Origin of the sequence: Acuticoccus yangtzensis (genome assembly GCF_001927245.1) — a bacterium.
Classification (GTDB): domain Bacteria; phylum Pseudomonadota; class Alphaproteobacteria; order Rhizobiales; family Amorphaceae; genus Acuticoccus; species Acuticoccus yangtzensis.
This window is the reverse complement of sequence record NZ_MJUX01000003.1, coordinates 118139-134569: the sequence shown is the minus strand read 5'-3', so window position 1 is coordinate 134569 and position 16431 is coordinate 118139. Positions and strand designations below refer to the sequence as shown.

Annotated in this window: 14 protein-coding genes and 1 tRNA gene; 2 read left to right on the top strand and 13 right to left on the bottom strand. The window is 68.9% G+C overall.

Features of this window, described 5'->3' with window-relative positions:
- Position 1: 1 nt before the first annotated feature.
- The gene (locus BIX52_RS09825; protein WP_075220898.1) at positions 2–514 is read right to left on the bottom strand and encodes a DUF2059 domain-containing protein; all 513 of its coding nucleotides are present in this window, start codon (positions 512–514) and stop codon (positions 2–4) included.
- A gap of 134 nt (positions 515–648) precedes the next feature.
- Here BIX52_RS09825 and BIX52_RS09820 point away from each other — a divergent pair, with 134 nt between their 5' ends.
- The gene (locus tag BIX52_RS09820) at positions 649–1326 is read left to right on the top strand and encodes an HAD-IA family hydrolase (RefSeq protein WP_157956239.1); all 678 of its coding nucleotides are present in this window, start codon (positions 649–651) and stop codon (positions 1324–1326) included.
- A 31-nt stretch (positions 1327–1357) separates the two neighbouring features.
- Here BIX52_RS09820 and BIX52_RS09815 read toward each other — a convergent pair whose 3' ends face one another.
- Positions 1358–2257: an acyl-CoA thioesterase gene (locus BIX52_RS09815; protein ID WP_075220897.1), complete on the bottom strand. Its 900-nt coding sequence runs from the start codon at positions 2255–2257 to the stop codon at positions 1358–1360.
- 243 nt (positions 2258–2500) lie between these two features.
- Between BIX52_RS09815 and BIX52_RS09810 the strand changes: the two genes are divergently transcribed.
- The gene (locus tag BIX52_RS09810; RefSeq protein WP_075220896.1) at positions 2501–2989 is read left to right on the top strand and encodes a cytochrome b; all 489 of its coding nucleotides are present in this window, start codon (positions 2501–2503) and stop codon (positions 2987–2989) included.
- A 161-nt stretch (positions 2990–3150) separates the two neighbouring features.
- On the opposite strand, the gene BIX52_RS09805 is transcribed toward BIX52_RS09810, so the two are convergent.
- From BIX52_RS09805 to murC, 11 genes are all read right to left on the bottom strand, one after another.
- Positions 3151–3226 (bottom strand) — tRNA-Lys (locus BIX52_RS09805).
- 104 nt (positions 3227–3330) lie between these two features.
- On the bottom strand, positions 3331–5544 hold the full coding sequence (gene ligA, locus BIX52_RS09800; RefSeq protein WP_075220895.1) for an NAD-dependent DNA ligase LigA: 2214 nt from the start codon (positions 5542–5544) through the stop codon (positions 3331–3333).
- Positions 5545–5590: 46 nt separating this feature from the next.
- The gene (recN, locus tag BIX52_RS09795; RefSeq protein ID WP_075220894.1) at positions 5591–7288 is read right to left on the bottom strand and encodes a DNA repair protein RecN; all 1698 of its coding nucleotides are present in this window, start codon (positions 7286–7288) and stop codon (positions 5591–5593) included.
- Between the two features lie 87 nt (positions 7289–7375).
- Entirely contained in the window at positions 7376–8197 is an 822-nt protein-coding gene (locus BIX52_RS09790) for an outer membrane protein assembly factor BamD (RefSeq protein WP_075220893.1), read from the bottom strand.
- Positions 8198–8306: 109 nt separating this feature from the next.
- Complete coding sequence (lpxC, locus tag BIX52_RS09785; protein WP_075220892.1) at positions 8307–9158, bottom strand: UDP-3-O-acyl-N-acetylglucosamine deacetylase; 852 nt, start codon at positions 9156–9158, stop codon at positions 8307–8309.
- A 53-nt stretch (positions 9159–9211) separates the two neighbouring features.
- The gene (ftsZ, locus tag BIX52_RS09780; RefSeq protein WP_075220891.1) at positions 9212–10849 is read right to left on the bottom strand and encodes a cell division protein FtsZ; all 1638 of its coding nucleotides are present in this window, start codon (positions 10847–10849) and stop codon (positions 9212–9214) included.
- A 135-nt stretch (positions 10850–10984) separates the two neighbouring features.
- Positions 10985–12295: a cell division protein FtsA gene (gene ftsA / locus BIX52_RS09775; protein WP_083548756.1), complete on the bottom strand. Its 1311-nt coding sequence runs from the start codon at positions 12293–12295 to the stop codon at positions 10985–10987.
- On the bottom strand, positions 12292–13176 hold the full coding sequence (locus tag BIX52_RS09770) for a cell division protein FtsQ/DivIB (RefSeq protein ID WP_083660152.1): 885 nt from the start codon (positions 13174–13176) through the stop codon (positions 12292–12294). Before BIX52_RS09770 ends, ftsA begins: the two co-directional genes overlap by 4 nt.
- The gene (locus BIX52_RS09765) at positions 13164–14075 is read right to left on the bottom strand and encodes a D-alanine--D-alanine ligase (protein WP_075220889.1); all 912 of its coding nucleotides are present in this window, start codon (positions 14073–14075) and stop codon (positions 13164–13166) included. Before BIX52_RS09765 ends, BIX52_RS09770 begins: the two co-directional genes overlap by 13 nt.
- Complete coding sequence (gene murB, locus BIX52_RS09760; RefSeq protein ID WP_425426672.1) at positions 14072–15037, bottom strand: UDP-N-acetylmuramate dehydrogenase; 966 nt, start codon at positions 15035–15037, stop codon at positions 14072–14074. Before murB ends, BIX52_RS09765 begins: the two co-directional genes overlap by 4 nt.
- Positions 15034–16428: a UDP-N-acetylmuramate--L-alanine ligase gene (murC, locus tag BIX52_RS09755; RefSeq protein WP_075221181.1), complete on the bottom strand. Its 1395-nt coding sequence runs from the start codon at positions 16426–16428 to the stop codon at positions 15034–15036. Before murC ends, murB begins: the two co-directional genes overlap by 4 nt.
- Positions 16429–16431 lie beyond the last annotated feature (3 nt).

The window sequence follows — 16431 nt, the reverse complement described above, 5'->3', positions numbered from 1 at the left end:
ATCAGAGCGCCCCCGAAGCGACCAGCCGGTTGCGCGCTTCGTCCAGCATCTGCTGCGACAGCTCCTGCTCCCACTGGCGCGCGGCGCCGACGCTGAGCGCGGTGATCGACGGCGTCAGCGCGACGAACTTCTGGCCGGTGCCCGACGTGAAGAAGTCCTTCAGCTCCTGCAGCTCTTCTACGGTGAAGCGGCGAGCCCAGACGAGTTGAATGGTGCGCGCGAGCTCGACGCGGCGGGAGGCGAACTCCAGCGCCACCTCGTAGACCACCTCTTCCACCTGCGGCGCGATGGCCGGGTTGGAGCGGGTGAAGATGCCCTGAAGCTGCTGCGCGACGCGCGGCAGAATGTCGTCGAAGGTGGCGGCGGACTGGGTCGCGTCGACCACGTCTTGCGCCAGAGCGAGATGCTCGGGCGTGAAGTTGTCTTCCGTGCTCGGTGGTGTGCCGGTCTGCGCGTACACCGCCGGTGCGGCGAAGGACATGGCGATGGCAACGGCGATTGCGGGAACACGCATCGTGGGGACCCCTAACGGTCTACTGGCGATATCGTCGCGCTTGAAGCAAGTCACGGCGCAACTTGCAAGCCGTCCACGCTCTTGGCGTGACCGTCTGCCACGTTTATCCCGGAATCGCACGGGAGAAATTCATTGTGAACGGACTGGCCGTCTTCGACCTCGACGGAACGTTGGTGGACACCGCCCCTGATCTGATCGACACCACCAACGTGGTTCTGGCCCGCCGCGGCGTGCCCGCGATGAAGGCGGCCGACCTTCTCCCCCATGTCGGCCTGGGCGCGCGGGCGATGATCGACGCGACCCTGCTGGCGGCGGGCATCACCCTCCCCGACGCCGAGATCGACGCCTGTCACGCCGAATTCCTCTCCCACTATGGCGAGCGGATCGCCAAGCTGAGCCGCCCCTTTCCCGAAATGCTGGACGCGCTCGCCACGCTGGAGGGGGCGGGCGTCGGCCTTGCCGTGTGCACCAACAAGCGCGAGGCGAACGCCAAGGCGCTTCTGAGCGCGTTCGGCCTCCTGGACCGGTTCCGCTTCGTCGCCGGGGCCGACACCTTCGCCGTCTCCAAGCCCGACCCCGGCCACCTGACGATGACGATCGACAACGCGGGCGGCACGGTGGATCGCACGGTCTACGTCGGCGACAGCCGGGTGGACGTGATGACGGCGCGGGCGGCGAACGTCCCCATCGTCGGCGTCACCTACGGCTATACGGACGTGCCGATGACCGCGCTCGACCCCGATCGCCTGCTCAACCGCGGCGACGATGTGGGCGCCGCGATCCTGGAACTGATGGGCTGCCTCACCGTCTGAGCGGCGGCAAACCTCGAGCCGGAGCAGGGCCTCAGGCCGGTGCGGTCACGAACTCCGGCATGGGCGCTGCCCGGCGCGTGGCAAAATCGAGGATGAGGCCGATGAAGTCGCCGCGCGCGACGATGGTGCCGGTGCGCGCATCGTCGACCTGGTGGACGATCTGCAGCGTCTTCTCCGCCACGGCCGACACCCACGAGATTTGCCGCAGGACCGCGCCCGGCTGAGGCGGGTTGAACACCGTCACCTTGCTCTCCACGGCGACGCGGCCCCAGTTCTTCTCGGCCAGCACGGCGTTGGTGAGTCCGGCGAAGGACCACGCATGCGCCGCCCCGTCGCTGAACCCGCTGATATATTCGAACGCCCGGTAGGATCCGCCGGCGTCGAAACTGCGCGGATCGGCCACGCGCACGTTGGAGATCGTCGCGGCGCCGCGCGCAAGCCGGGCGAGCGCGTCCTCCGGTGCCGCGGGCGCCAGGCCGATGCTGCGGGGCATCGCCGCCGCCACAATATCGGCCGCCACGCGCGGCGTCGCCGCCAGCGCCGCGCCGCCGCCCGCGCCGTCCTGCGCCGCGACATCGTCGAGCGCGGCGGCCGCCACTGCGCCCGTCTCTGCATTTTCCAACAGGTGGACGATGCGCCCGTCCGCCGGGCCGCCGGCCACGCGGGCGCTGCGCACGTGGGTCAGAATGTCGGCGCGCATCTCGCGGTGGAAACGGACGTGGCGGCAGGTGACCCTCACCGGCGCGGCACCCTGGAGCGCGGCCAGCATGTCGAGCGCCTCGTCAAACCGCTTGGCATAGAAGCGCACATTGAGGTGATCGTTGGTGTCGCACTCCCACCGCTCGACGAAGCCTTTGTGCGTGTCGACGAGGCCCGCCTCGCCGGACCGATCCGCTGCCGCCTGCACGCCCGCCGTCTCTGCGCCCGCCATATCGCTCTCCCCTGCTCGCTCACCGGACCGCCGGCCTTCAGGCTGAGTGATTATGGGCAGCGGACGCCGCCGTCGACCCGCGGCGGCCGGGCAATGCGCATGATGATCGGCCGCGCGCAACATTACGAAACGATCATACTTTGTAACTGGAAGACTTCTAAAAATGGGATTAGGGCGGAAAAGACACTGCGACCGCCCGCCGCACACCGATGCATCAGGCGGTGCTGACAGAGAGGGTCCACCATGTCCAACCATCCGGCCGAAGCCTACACGGCGCTGCAGAAGGTGCTGCACTGGGCCGTCGTCGCTCTTCTTCTCGCCCAATATCTCGTCTTCGAGGAGGAGATGGGCGACGCGTTCGACGCGACGCTGCAGACGGGTCAGCCCGTCTTCAATCTGACCTCCACCGCACACATCGCGATCGGCGTCCTGGTGCTGGTCCTGGCGCTGGTGCGGCTGGGCCTGCGGGCCAAAGTGGGAGCGCCCGAGGCCCCTGCCGACGAACCTCTTCCTCTGCGCCTCCTCGCCCAGGCCGTGCACATCGGCCTTTATGCTGTGCTGATCCTGCTGCCGCTCGGCGGGCTCGCGGCCTACTTCATCCCGTCCGAAATTTTCGGCGAAGTGCACGAGGTCGGCACGAATGTGCTTCTCGCCCTGGCCGGACTGCATGTGGCCGGAGCGCTGGTGCATCAATTCTGGTGGAAGGACGGCCTCATCCGCCGGATGATCTAAGGCCGCTTTTCGTCCTCGGATCGCGATCCGCTACGTCTCACCCTCACTGACAACCGTCACTGGTGAGAGACGCGGCAAAGGGCGGCCGGAATAGAGGCCGCCTCGTCGACGCTTTATGCCGGGGCAGCTCTACTCTGGCGCCGCACGGCGGATGGGGAATTTGGTACGCCCGTCGGGACTCGAACCCGAGACCGTTCGATTAAAAGTCGAATGCTCTACCAGCTGAGCTACAGGCGCCTCGGGGTCTGACCTACTTCGTTCCGGCCGGTGGATCAAGACCGGAAGGGAAACGGGCCGAGAAAGCTGTGATTTCCGGCCCGCCCCGTCGACAGCGCGGCGCGTCAGCCGCGGGCGGCCTCCATCCACGCCGCCTCGTCCCACACGGTGAGCCCCAGCTCCTGCGCCTTCGTCAGCTTCGACCCCGCCCCCGGACCGGCCACGACGATGTCCGTCTTCTTCGAGATCGACCCCACGACACGCGCCCCCAGCGCCTCGGCCCGCGCCTTCGCCTCGTCCCGCGTCATCTCCTCCAGCGAGCCGGTGAAGACGATCGACTTGCCGGCGATCGGCGAGGACACGGCGCGGTCCACATCGTCCTCGATGGTGATTTCGGCGGCGAGAGCGTCGACGGCGGCCATGTTGCGCGGCTCGGCGAAGAAGGCCTCCAGCGCGTCCACCACCACCTCGCCGATGCCGTCGATCACCGTCAGCTCCTCGCGCAGCTCCTCCGCGCGGGCGGCCTCCGGCGCCACGTCGGGCAACGCCAGCACCTCGGCGGCGGCCTCGGCCGTCTTCTTGCGCCGCCCCGCAGCGCGCAGAACACGCCGCCGGTCCGCCCGCGCGTCCACGTCCGCCGCCAGCGCACCCATCGCCTCGCGGAAGGCGGCCCAGGTCTTGAAATGCCGCGCCAGAACCCGCGCCGACACCTCGCCCACGCGGCGGATGCCGAGCGCGTAGATCACCCGCCGCAGCGCGATCGTCCGCCGCGCCTCGATCGACGCGAACAGGTTGGCGACGCTCGTCTCGCCGTAGCCCTCGCGGTCGATGATGCGGCTTCCCTCCGGCCGCTCAGCGTCGCGCCGCTGCAGGGTGAAGATGTCGGCGGGCGTGTCGATCAGCCCCTCGTCGTGGAAGGCCTTCACCTGCTTGGCGCCCAGCCCCTCGATGTCGAAGGCGGCGCGGGACACGAAGTGGCGCAACTGCTCGAACTGCTGCGCCGGGCAGATCAGCCCGCCGGTGCAGCGCCGCACGACGCTCTTCTCGTTGGAGCCGGGGTTCACCTCCTGCTCCACCTTCGAGCCGCACACCGGGCAATGGTCGGGGAAGACGTAGGGCGTGGCGCCCTCCGGGCGCTTGTCGGTCAGAACGCGCAGCACCTGGGGGATCACGTCGCCCGCGCGCTGGATCTCCACCGTGTCGCCGACGCGCACGTCGAGCCGCGCGATCTCGTCCGCGTTGTGGAGGGTGGCGTTGCGCACCACCACCCCGCCGATGGTGATCGGCTCCAGCCGCGCCACCGGCGTCAGCGCCCCGGTGCGGCCGACCTGGATCTCGATGCCCTCCAGCGTGGTGATCGCCCGCTCGGCGGGGAACTTGTGGGCGACGGCCCAGCGCGGCCGCCTCTCGCGCTCACCGAGCCGGCGCTGCAGGTCCAGCCGGTCGAGCTTATAGACGAGGCCGTCGATGTCGTAGGGAAGGTGCGCCCGCTCCTCGGCGACGGCGGCGTAGGCGGCCAGCATCTCGTCCAGCCCGTGGCAGACGCGGGTCAGGTCGTTGACCGGCATGCCGAACGACTTCAGCGCCGCGATCATGCCCATCTGCGTCTCCGCCGGGAGAGCCGACACCTCGCCCCAGCCATAGGCGAAGAAGTCCAGCGGGCGCTCGGCGGTCTTGGCCGGGTCCACCTGGCGCAGCGATCCGGCGGCGGCGTTGCGCGGGTTGGCGACGGGGCTCTTACCCTCCTCCACCAGCCGCGCGTTCAGCGCCTCGAACCGGGCGTGGGTCATGTAGACCTCGCCGCGCACCTCGAACACGTCCGGCGCGTCCTTCGGCAGCGTCTGCGGGATCGCCTCCACATGGGCGACGTTGGCGGTCACGTTCTCGCCCGTGCGCCCGTCGCCGCGCGTCGCCGCAACCACTAGCTTGCGGTTCTCGTAGCGCAGCGAGATCGACAGGCCGTCGATCTTCGGTTCGGCCGTGGTGGCGGGCGTCTCGTCGTCCGGCAGCTTCAGGAAGCGGCGCACACGGGCGAGGAATTCGACCACCTCGTCATCGGTGAGAGCCTTGTTGAGGCTCATCATGTCCACCGGATGCTCCACCGTGGCGAAGGCGCCGGACGGGGCGGCGCCGATGCCGGATGTCGACCCGTCGGCGAGCTCGGGGTGGGCCTTCTCCAGATCCTCCAGCTCGCGCCGCAAAGCGTCGTAGTCGCCGTCCGAGATGGTGGGGGCGTCGTCCTGGAAGTAGCGCACGTCGTGGGCGGCGATCTCGGCCGCCAGCGCATCGTGCCGCGCTTTGGGATCCTTTTGCGATGCCTTGTCCTTGCCCGCTGCCATCTGCGCCCCTCCCTGCAGGCCCCGCCTCAGGGTCAGATAGCGCGTTTCAGCCGCTCCGTCCCGTGCGCGGCGGCGCCATCCAACGCGCGGTTCGGGCGACGAGAAGGCGGTCGGCGGCGGCGCGCGCCTCGTCGGTCACGGTGGCGCCGGCCAGCATGCGGGCGATCTCTTCGCGCCGCTCGGGCAGGTCCAGCAAGGCGACGCTGGTCGCCGTGGTCGTCCCGCTGGACGATTTGGCGATGCGCAGATGCTGCCCCGCCCGCGCCGCCACCTGGGGCGCGTGGGTGATCGACACCACCTGCAGCGTGTCCGCCAGCCGGGCCATGCGCGCGCCGATCGCGTCCGACACCGCGCCGCCGACGCCGGTGTCGATCTCGTCGAAGATCAGCGTGGAGGCCGAGCCCTTGTCCGCCAGGCACACCTTCAGCGCCAGGAGGAAGCGCGACAGCTCGCCCCCGGACGCGACCTTCATGATCGGCCCCTCGGGCGAGCCGGGGTTGGTCTTCACGTGATAGGCGATGGAATCGAGACCCTCCGGCCCCGGCGCCGCGGTCTCGCGGCGGACGATGAAGCGCGCCTTTTCCAGCTTCAGCGGCGCCAGCTCGGCCGCAACCGCCGCCTCCAGCGCCTCGCCCGCGGCGGCGCGCTTGTCGGACAACGTCTCGGCGGCGTCGCGGTACGCCTTCTCGGCGGCGACGACGGCCTGGGTCAGCGTGTCGGACTTGGCCTCGCCGGCGTCGAGGTCGGTCAGCTCGTCGGCCATGCGCGCGGCGAGGTCGGCCAGATCGTCCACCGGCACCTTGTATTTGCGGGCCGCGGCCTTCAGCGCGAACAGCCGCTCCTCGACCTCCACCATCTGCGCCGGGTCGAAGTCCAGGCTCCTCTGCGCGTCGGCGATGGTGGCGCGTGCATCCTCCAGCGCGTCCAGCGCGGCGGCGATGGCATCCATCACCGGGTTCAGTTGCTCCTCCGCGCCCGCGGCCTTGCGTTCCAGCTTGCGCAGGACACCCGCAAGGCTCGGGATCGGCGATTTCGGCCCCTCCAGCGCGCCGGCCGCCTCGTCGAGGTCGGTCGCCACCTTCTCCGCCGCGCCCATGGCCTGGCGGTGGGAGGAAAGCCGTTCCTCCTCGCCCGGCTCCGGGTCCAACTTGCTCAGCTCCTCCACCGAGGCGCGCAAGAAGTCGGCCTCCTCGCGCGCCTTCTCCAACGCGGCCTCGTGCTCGGCCAGCGCCGCCTCCGCGCTCTTCAGCCGGTGCCAAAGGGCAACGACGTGGTTCGCCTCGCCGGTCAGCCCGCCGAACGCGTCCAGCAGGCGGCGGTGCGAGGTGGGCGACATCAGCGCCCGGTCCGAGTGCTGGCCGTGAACCTCCACCAGCAGCGGGCCGAGCTGGCGCAATACGCCGACACCGACCGGCTGGTCGTTGACGAAGGCGCGCGCCCGGCCGTCGCTGGTCAAGGTGCGGCGGATGATGAGAACGTCCTCGCGCTCGATGCCGACCTCGTCCAGCACCTCGAACGCAGGGTGGCCGGGGGGGATCGCGAAGGTGGCGGCGACGGAACCCTGCTCCTCGCCGCTGCGCACGAGTTTACCGTCCGCCTTGCCGCCGAGAGCGAGGGCCAGCGCATCCAGCAGGATGGATTTACCGGCGCCGGTCTCGCCGGTCAGAACGGTGAAGCCCGCCGCCAAATCCAGATCGAGCGCCTCGATCAAGACGATATTGCGAACGATCAGCCGTGAGAGCACACGTGTCCTCGTGGCACAGGCACCGCGTACACAGGGCGCCCGGTTGACATCATCGCCGTTCGCCCAAGGCGTCCGGCCCGCGGCACGTCAGAGGACGTTGAATCCGTCGAACGCGCGGCTGATCCAGCTCGACTTGTTTTCCTCCGGCGGGAAACCACCCGTCTCGAGGAGGGAATAGGCGTCTTTGTACCAGCGGCTCTGCGGGAAGTTGTGGCCCAGGACGGCGGCCGCTGTCTGCGCCTCCTGCGTCAGCCCGAGAGCATAATAGGATTCGGTGAGGCGGAACAGCGCTTCTTCGATCTGGTTCGTGCGCTGGTACTTCTCCACAACCACCCGGAAGCGGTTGATCGCCGCAAGGTTCTCCTTGCGCTCCAGATAGTACCGGCCGATCTCCATCTCGTGGCCCGCGATCTGATCTTGCGCGGCACGATAGCGACGCCGTCCCTCGTCCGCGTATTCGGAATCGGGATACTTGTCGATCAGCGTCTTGAACGCTTCCATGGCGCGCTCGGTCCCGTCCTGATCGCGCGTCACGTCGGGGATCTGCTTGTAGTAGGACATCGCCAGGATGTACTGCGCATAGGCCGCGTCCGCATCGCCCGGATGCAGCGCCAGGAAGCGCTTGGCCGACACCGCCGCATCCGTATAGCGTCCGCGGGAGTAGCTGGCGAAGGCCTGCATCACCTGCGCCTTGCGGCCATATTCGGAATAAGGGTGAAGCCGGTCGACTTCCTCGAACTTCAGCTGGGCGGTCTGGTAGTCGCCCGAGTTCATCAGGACGAGGCCCTCGTTGTAGAGCTCGTCGGCGGGACGCTCGTCAAATCCCAACTCGGTCACCCGGTTGCCGCAGGCACCGAGACCGATCACGAGAACAAGGGCCGAAGCGGCCTGAGCGAAACGCATCACCATGTGTAGAACTCCACACCTCTACAGCGGTCCTGATACCAAGGTGAGCGGACAAGCGCCACAGCCTGCCGGGGCGGCGGCCATGCCTCGCTGCTCTCCTGCGTCAATTGTCTCAATTTAGCAACAATTGAAAGTTTTCCGGCGCGCTGAACAGAGCGCGCAGCAGCGCATAATTCAGCCGGTGCCCGCCCCTGTGGCTGCGGTAGAGGCCGCGGATGGGCGCCTCCGCCAGCGCCAGATCGCCGATCGCGTCGAGCAGCTTGTGCCGCGCGAACTCGTCGGCGAAGCGCAGACCGTCCGGGTTCGCCACCCGCGCCCCGTCGACCGCGACGGCATTGTCTAGCGACGCCCCGCGCCCATAGCCCCGGCGGCGCAGGCGCTTGATGTCCTTCAGCCGCCCGAAGGTGCGTGCCGGGGCGATCTCGGCCCCGTAGTCTCCCGTCTCCACGTCGAACACCATGCGCTGGCTGCCGATGATCGCGTCCGGGAACTCGATGCCGACATCGAACCGCCGCCCGGGCCACGGGAGGAGCGCCGCGAAGGCCCGCCCCTCGCGCACCGAGACCGGGCGCAGCACCTCGATGTGCGGGCCCGCCTCGGCAGGCTCCACCGCCTCCGCCAGAGGCGCCAGGAAGGGCGCGGCGCTCCCGTCCAGGATCGGTACCTCGGCGCCGTCGATCTCCACCTCGGCATTCCACACGCCGAGCGCGGCGAGCGCGCTCATCAGATGCTCGACGGTGGCGACGGACGTCCCCTCCCCCTCGATCACCGTTTGCAGCCGCGTCGCCCCGACCCCGCGCCAGGACGCCTTCACCACCCCGCCGGTATCGGTTCGGCGGAAGCGAATGCCGTCGTCGCCCGGCCCCACGACGCAAGAAACGCCGGCGCCCGAATGGACACCGACGCCAGAAAAAGACACCGCACGGGTGAGCCGGCGGAAGGGGGGTGCGATGGTTGTCGTCATCGCATCCCCCTACCCCAGAGGAGAGGGCGGGCGAAAGCCACGCCCGGCTTTTCTCAGTTGGCCTGACGACGCAGGAAGGCCGGGATCTCGAGCTGGTCGTCATCCGCCGGGCGCTGGGCCGGACGCTGACGGGACACCGGCTCTTCGTCGCGGCGCGGACGGCGCGGCTGAGCATCGGCGGCGCGGCCACGGGCGCGGCGCTGACGGGGTTCCTCGTCCTCGTACTCCGCCTGGGACGGAGCCGGCAGACGCGGCGCCTCGGGACGTTGGCCACGGGCCTGCTGCTGCTGGCGGCGGCGCTGTGCGCGCGGCTCGACCGGCTCGAACTCCTCGGCCGCACCCTCGTCACGGCGCGAACGGCCCATCAGGCTGCGCAGGATCCCGACCGAGCGGTTCTTGCCGCCCTCATAGGGCTCCTCCTCGGCGCGGGCCGGAGCGCGCGGCGCCGGAAGCTGCGCCGGGGCCGGCTCGGCGTAGTCGTCCATCTCCTCGAGCGGGGCGTCCATCGCCTCGTCCTCGATCACGTCCGCATGCTCGATCGGCTCGAGGCTCGCCTCGAATTCGTCGAGGTCGAGTTCCACCGGGCCGGCACGCGGGGCCTCGACCGGCGCGGCGAGCGCTGCGGCGGCGGTACCCGGCGCCTTCTCTTTGCCTTTCGCAGCGCGGCCGGCGAAGGAGAGAACGCGCGTGTCCATCGGCTCGTCGTCTTCCTCTTCGCCCGGCTCCTGGTCGATGCCGGTGGCGACGACGGAGACGCGGATGATCCCCTCCAGAGAGTCGTCGAAGGTCGCGCCGAAGATGATGTTGGCGTCGTCGTCCACTTCCTCGCGGATGCGGGTCGTCGCCTCGTCCACCTCGAACAGGGTGAGGTCCTTGCCGCCGACGACGGAGACGAGAAGGCCGCGCGCGCCCTTCATCGAGGTCTCGTCGAGCAGCGGGTTGGAGATCGCGGCCTCGGCGGCCAGCATCGCGCGGTTGTCGCCCGACGCCTCGCCGGTGCCCATCATCGCCTTGCCCATGTTGCGCATGACGGAGCGCACGTCGGCGAAGTCGAGGTTGATGAGGCCCTCTTTCACCATCAGGTCGGTGATACAGGCAACGCCCGAATAGAGCACCTGGTCGGCCATCGCGAAGGCGTCGGCGAAGGTGGTCTGCGCATTGGCGATGCGGAAGAGGTTCTGGTTCGGGATGACGATCAGCGTGTCGACGTGCTGCGCCAGCTCCTCGATGCCTGCTTCGGCGAGACGGGCACGGCGCATACCCTCGAACTGGAAAGGCCGGGTGACCACGCCAACGGTCAGTATACCCTGGTCGCGCGCCACACGGGCAACGACCGGCGCCGCACCCGTGCCGGTACCGCCGCCCATGCCCGCGGTGATGAACACCATGTGCGAGCCGGACAGATGGTCGGCGATCTCGTCGATGACCTCTTCGGCGGCCGCGCGGCCGACGTCGGGCTGCGAGCCGGCGCCGAGACCCTCGGTCACGGCGATGCCCATCTGAATGACCCGCTCGGACTTCGACAGGTTCAGCGACTGCGCGTCCGTGTTGGCCACCACGAAGTCGCAGCCGTCGAGGCCGGACTCGATCATGTTGTTGACGGCGTTGCACCCTGCACCGCCGACGCCGAACACCATGATGCGCGGCTTCAGCTCGGTCAGATCGGGCGTCTTAAGGTTAATGGACGACATGTGTGTCTCCCGTCGTTCGTCCCATGCCCGCAAACAGGGCGCTTCGGTGTGTCCGGCCATGCGGCCGGCGCGATCTCTTCGACAAAGCCCGGCGAACCGGACGTTTATGGTTGGCGCGCCTCTGAGGCGGGCGCGTCAGAAACTCTCCCGCAGCCACCGGCCGAGCCGTGCGAAGGTGCCCGACCGCATGGACGGGGCCTCGAACAGCGCCGCCGGAGCGAGCTGCGGGTAGATGAGCAGGCCGATGACCGACGAGAAGGCGGCCCCGCGCGCTGCGATGGGCAGACCCTTCACGCCGAGCGGACGCCCCATCCGCACCGGCCGCCCGAACACGTGACGGGCGACCTCGGTCATGCCCGTGAGCTGGCTGCCGCCGCCGGTCAGGACGATCCGCCGGCCGATGCGGCCGGAGAAACCCGACGCCACCAGACGGTCCCGGATCATCTCCAGGATCTCGTCCACGCGGGGGCGGATGATGGTGTTGAGATGCAGCCGGGGGATCTGGACCGGGTTGGTCCCCTCCTCCTCCCCGACCGGGTGGATCGTCAGCATCGCCCGCTCGTCGATGCCCGACGCGATGGCCGAGCCCTGCAGCGTCTTCAGCCGCTCGGCCTCCTCCAGACGGATGGACAGCCCCTGCGCGATGTCCATCGTCACGTGATGGCCGCCGACGGCGATCGCATCCACATGGACGAGGTTGCCGTCCGCGAAGATGGCGATCGACGAGGTGCCGCCGCCGATGTCGACACACACCGCGCCCAGTTCGCCCTCGTCGTCCACCAGAGAGGCGAGCGCGGAGGCGTAGGGCGTCGCCACCATCGCCGACACGTCGAGGTGGCAGCGGTTGACCAGGAGGGCGAGGTTGTCCTGCGCCGCCCGGTCGGAGGTGACGAGATTGACGTCCACGCCCAACGTGTCGCCGACCATCCCGCGCGGATCGCGGATGCCATCCTGTCCGTCGAGGGTGTAGCCGATGGGAAGGGCGTGCAAAGCGGTGCGTCCGTCTGGGATTTGGTGACGGCCCGAGGCGGCGAGCACCCTGCGGATGTCGGCCTCTCGCACCGTCCCTGTGTCGAGATCCACCTTGGCGCCGAAGCTTTCGGAAGAAAGTCGACCCGCGGTTTGAGCGACGATAAGCGATTCGACAGTCAAACCAGCCATTTGCTCAGCGGAATCCACCGCTCGGCGCACAGCATGTTCGGCTTTGTCCAAATTCACCACCGCGCCGGACTTCACGCCCCGCGACTGCTGGTAACCATAACCGATCACTTCAATGGCATGCGTGCGACCGGTCAGAAGCTCTTCTTCCGGCGCCGGACGCAGCTTGGCGATGAGGCACGCCACCTTGGTGGAGCCGACGTCGAGCACGCAGACGGTCGACGAGCGCCCCTGCGGCACGTGGCATCGGCTCTGATCGACACGGCGCGGCATATCGATGACGGTCATTGCATCGCCTCCCGGATGGCCGCGGCCAAGGGATCGTCGGCACGCTTGGATTCAGCGATCGCCGCCGCCAGGAGGTCCGCCGGCTCGTCGAAGCCGTTTTCCTCTTCGGGGGCGATGTAGAGTTCGTTGGCGTCTTTCGGGTCGAGTTCGATCACCGTGCGGTCCGCCAGACGCATGTCGACGATGACCGGCTGCATGGTGATCGGCCCGGCCATCTCGAGCTCGGCGAGCCGGTCGAGCGCGGCGGACGCGCCCTCCTCCGGCAGCATCACCGTCGCCCCGGTGTCGAGCACCAGGTCCCAGCGCCGCTCGCCGACGAGGACGGCCGCGCGGGTGCGGATCTGGTAGAGCGGGTTCGCGTCGAGCAGCGCCACCGCGTCTTTCGCCCGCGCGTTGGCACCGAAACCGGCCACCATCGGCAGCTCCAGCGCGGACGGCGGAACCGTGTCCGACAGCACCGTGCCGTCCTCGCCGATCAGCTTGATGCCCTCTTCGCTGCGCCAGCGCGCGAAGGGAGCGGCCTCGCTGATGCTGAGCTGCACCGTGCCCGGCAGGATCTTGCGCACCGTGGCATGCTCGACCCACGGCAGCGCTTCGACACGGCGACGCAGGTCCTCACCGTCGATAGTGAAGATCGACGCGCCGGGCGCCAGACCCGCGCTCGCCACGATGGAGCTGATCGAGGTCTCTTTCTGCCCCGTCAGCGTCAGACCCTTGAATTCGAAGCCGGATGCGCGGCCCACCGCGTCGATCGCGTGGGTCGGGTCTTGCGAATAGGCAAGGCCAGCACCGCCGGAGCCGACGAGCACCGCCGCCGTCATCAGCCGCGTCGGCCACGGCCCGGCGAGACCCGTGCGCCTCGTTCCCGCTACCTTAGGCATGAGGCGTCCTCCACCAGGGCGGAGACGAACGCCTCGAACGAGACCCCCGCGTGCGCGGCCATCTCCGGCACGAGGCTCGTCTCCGTCATTCCTGGTTGAGTGTTCACTTCGAGACACACGAGTTCGTCTTTATCCGGATCATATCGGAAGTCTGCGCGAGCGACTCCACGACACCCCAAGGCTTGGTAAGCCAACAGAGTGAACTTTTGTATATTCTGGTAAATATTTGGTTTAAGCCGAGCCGGAAGGATGTGCTCTGAACCACCCGGTTGATACTTGGCATCGTAGCCGTAAAAGCTTCCGGCCTTCGGAACGATGTCAATAATATCGTAGACCGTATCCCCAAAAACAGCGCACGTCAGTTCATGACCGGCGACGTATTTCTCCACCATCACCCGGTCGGTGAAGGTCCACTCCGGCCCGGTGAGTTCCGCAGGCGGACGGTTCGCCCCGTCGCGCACGATGAGGATGCCGAACGACGACCCCTCGTTCACCGGCTTCACCACATAAGGCGGCTCCAACAGGTGCTTCTCGGCCGCCTCGAATCGGCTGGCGCTGACATGTTCGGCCACAGGCACACCGGCGCGGGCCATCACCGCCTTGGCGCGGTCCTTGTTCATCGCCAGCGCCGAGGCGAGCACGCCCGAATGGGTGTACGGGATCTTGTGATATTCCAGGATGCCCTGGACCACGCCGTCCTCGCCCATCGGCCCGTGCAGCGCGTTGAACACCACGTCCGGCTTCAGCCCCGTGAGCTGGTCGACCAGATCCGGCCCGGCATCGATTCGCGACACGCGGTAACCGGCGCGCTCCAGCGCATCGGCGCACGCCTTGCCGGTCGCCAGACTCACCGGCCGCTCGGCCGCCTGCCCGCCCATCAGAACCGCGACGTGCGTCATGCCGTGCCTCCCGCGCTGCCCTGCCCCATGAAGGCGGGCACTGCCGCCCCGGCCGGCACGCCGATTCGCTTGATTTCCCATTCGAGCGCGATGCCCGACGTTTCGAGCACGCGCCCGCGCACCGTTTCGCCCAGCCGCTCAAGATCGTCCGCGGTCGCCTCGCCCAGATTGAGCATGAAGTTGGCGTGCAGCTCGGACATCTGCGCCCCGCCGACGACGAGGCCGCGGCACCCGGCGGCGTCGACGAGCTGCCACGCCTTCGCCCCCGGCGGGTTCTTGAAGGTGGACCCGCCGGTGCGCGACTTCACCGGCTGCGTCTCCTCGCGCCGATTGGTGATGCCCTCCATCTCGGCCAGGATAGCCTCGCGATCGCCCGGTTCCGCGGCGAAGGTCGCCTCGGTAAAGATGAAGTCCGCCGGCACAGACGAGTGGCGGTAGGCGAAGCCGAAGTCGGCATTGGTCAGGACGTGCACCTCGCCCGCCCGGTCCACCGCGCGGGCGGAGACGAGAACGTCCTTCGTCTCCGTGCCGTAGGCGCCCGCGTTCATGCGCAGCGCGCCGCCGAGCGCACCCGGAATGCCGCGGTAGAAGGCGAGCCCCGCAAGCGACGCATCCGCCGCCGCCCGCGCCAGCTTCACGTCCGGCAGCGCGGCACCGGCGACCAGCATGCCGCCGACCTCCGCCACCTGGCCGAAGCCGCGCGCCGAAAGGCGGATCACCACCCCCGGAACGCCGCCGTCGCGGAAGAGCGTGTTGGAGCCGAGCCCCATCACGTGCACCGGCACCTCGGCAGGCAGCACCTTCAGGAAGGCGGCAAGGTCGGCCTCGTCCGCCGGGCTAAACAGAAGCTGCGCCGGACCGCCGACACGAAACCACGTCAGGTCCGCGAGCGGCTGATTCGGCTCCATACGGCCCCTGATCCCGGCACCGTCAAAGAGGGGCAGAAGGTCCGGAAGGCTCACGTGGCGAGCTCCCCCGGCAGCGCCGCCGCCCACTGGGTGATCGACCCGGCGCCGAGGCACACCACCATGTCGCCCGGCTGCGCCCGTTCGGCGATCAGCCCGGCCAGCGCCTCGCGGCCCTCCAGCGGCACCACGTCACGGTGACCGCGCGCGGCCATCCCGGCCACCAGCGCGTCCCTGTCGGCGCCCGGGATCGGCTTCTCGCCCGCCGCATAGACGTCGGCGACGATCACCACGTCCGCATCGTTGAAGCAGACGCAGAAATCGTCGAACAGCGACTGCAGGCGCGTGTAGCGGTGCGGCTGCACCACGGCGATGACGCGGCCTGTCGCCGCCTGACGCGCCGCCGCCAGCACCGCGCGGATCTCCACCGGGTGGTGCCCGTAGTCGTCGTAGATGTTGACGCCGTTCCACTCGCCGACGTGGGTGAAGCGCCGCTTCACGCCGCGGAAGGCGTCGAGCCCTTCCTTGATGGCGTCGGCGCCGATGCCGAGCCGGTCCGCCACCGCCACCGCCGCGCAAGCGTTGGACACGTTGTGGATCCCCGGCATCGGCAGGCTGAGACCCTCGATGAGTCCCACCTTGCCCGTCACGCGGTCGGTCAGGCGCACGTCGAACACCGTGCGCGGGCCGGGCCGCACGTTCATGAAGCGCACATCCGCCTGCGGGTTCTCGCCATAGGTGATGATGCGCCGGTCCTCGATGCGCCCGACCATCGCCTGCACTTCGGGATGGTCGATGCACATCACCGCGAAGCCGTAGAAGGGCACGTTCTCGACGAACTGCCGGAACGCCGCCCTCACCCCGTCGAAATCGCCGTAGTGGTCGAGATGTTCGGGGTCGATGTTCGTCACGATGGCGATGTCCGCCGGCAGCTTGACGAAGGTGCCGTCGCTCTCGTCGGCCTCGGCCACGAGCCAGTCGCCCGCGCCGAGGCGCGCGTTGGTGCCGTAGGCGTTGATGATGCCGCCGTTGATCACCGTCGGGTCGAGGCCGCCCGCCTCCAAGAGCGTTGCCACCAGCGAGGTGGTCGTCGTCTTGCCGTGGGTGCCGCCGACCGCGATCGCCTGCTTCAGGCGCATCAGCTCGGCGAGCATCTCCGCCCGGCGCACGACCGGCAGCAGGCGCGCCCGCGCCGCCATCAGCTCCGGGTTGTCCCGCTTCACCGCCGACGACACGACGATCACCGTCGCCTCGCCCAGATTCTCCGCCGCATGGCCGATGGACACGGCGATGCCCTTGTCGCGCAGCCGCTGCACGTTGGCGCTCTCTGCGATGTCCGACCCCTGCACCACGTAGCCGAGATTGTGCAGCACCTCGGCGATCCCCGACATGCCGATGCCGCCGATCCCCACGAAGTGGACCGGGCCGATGGCGGTGGTCATCTTCAGGGG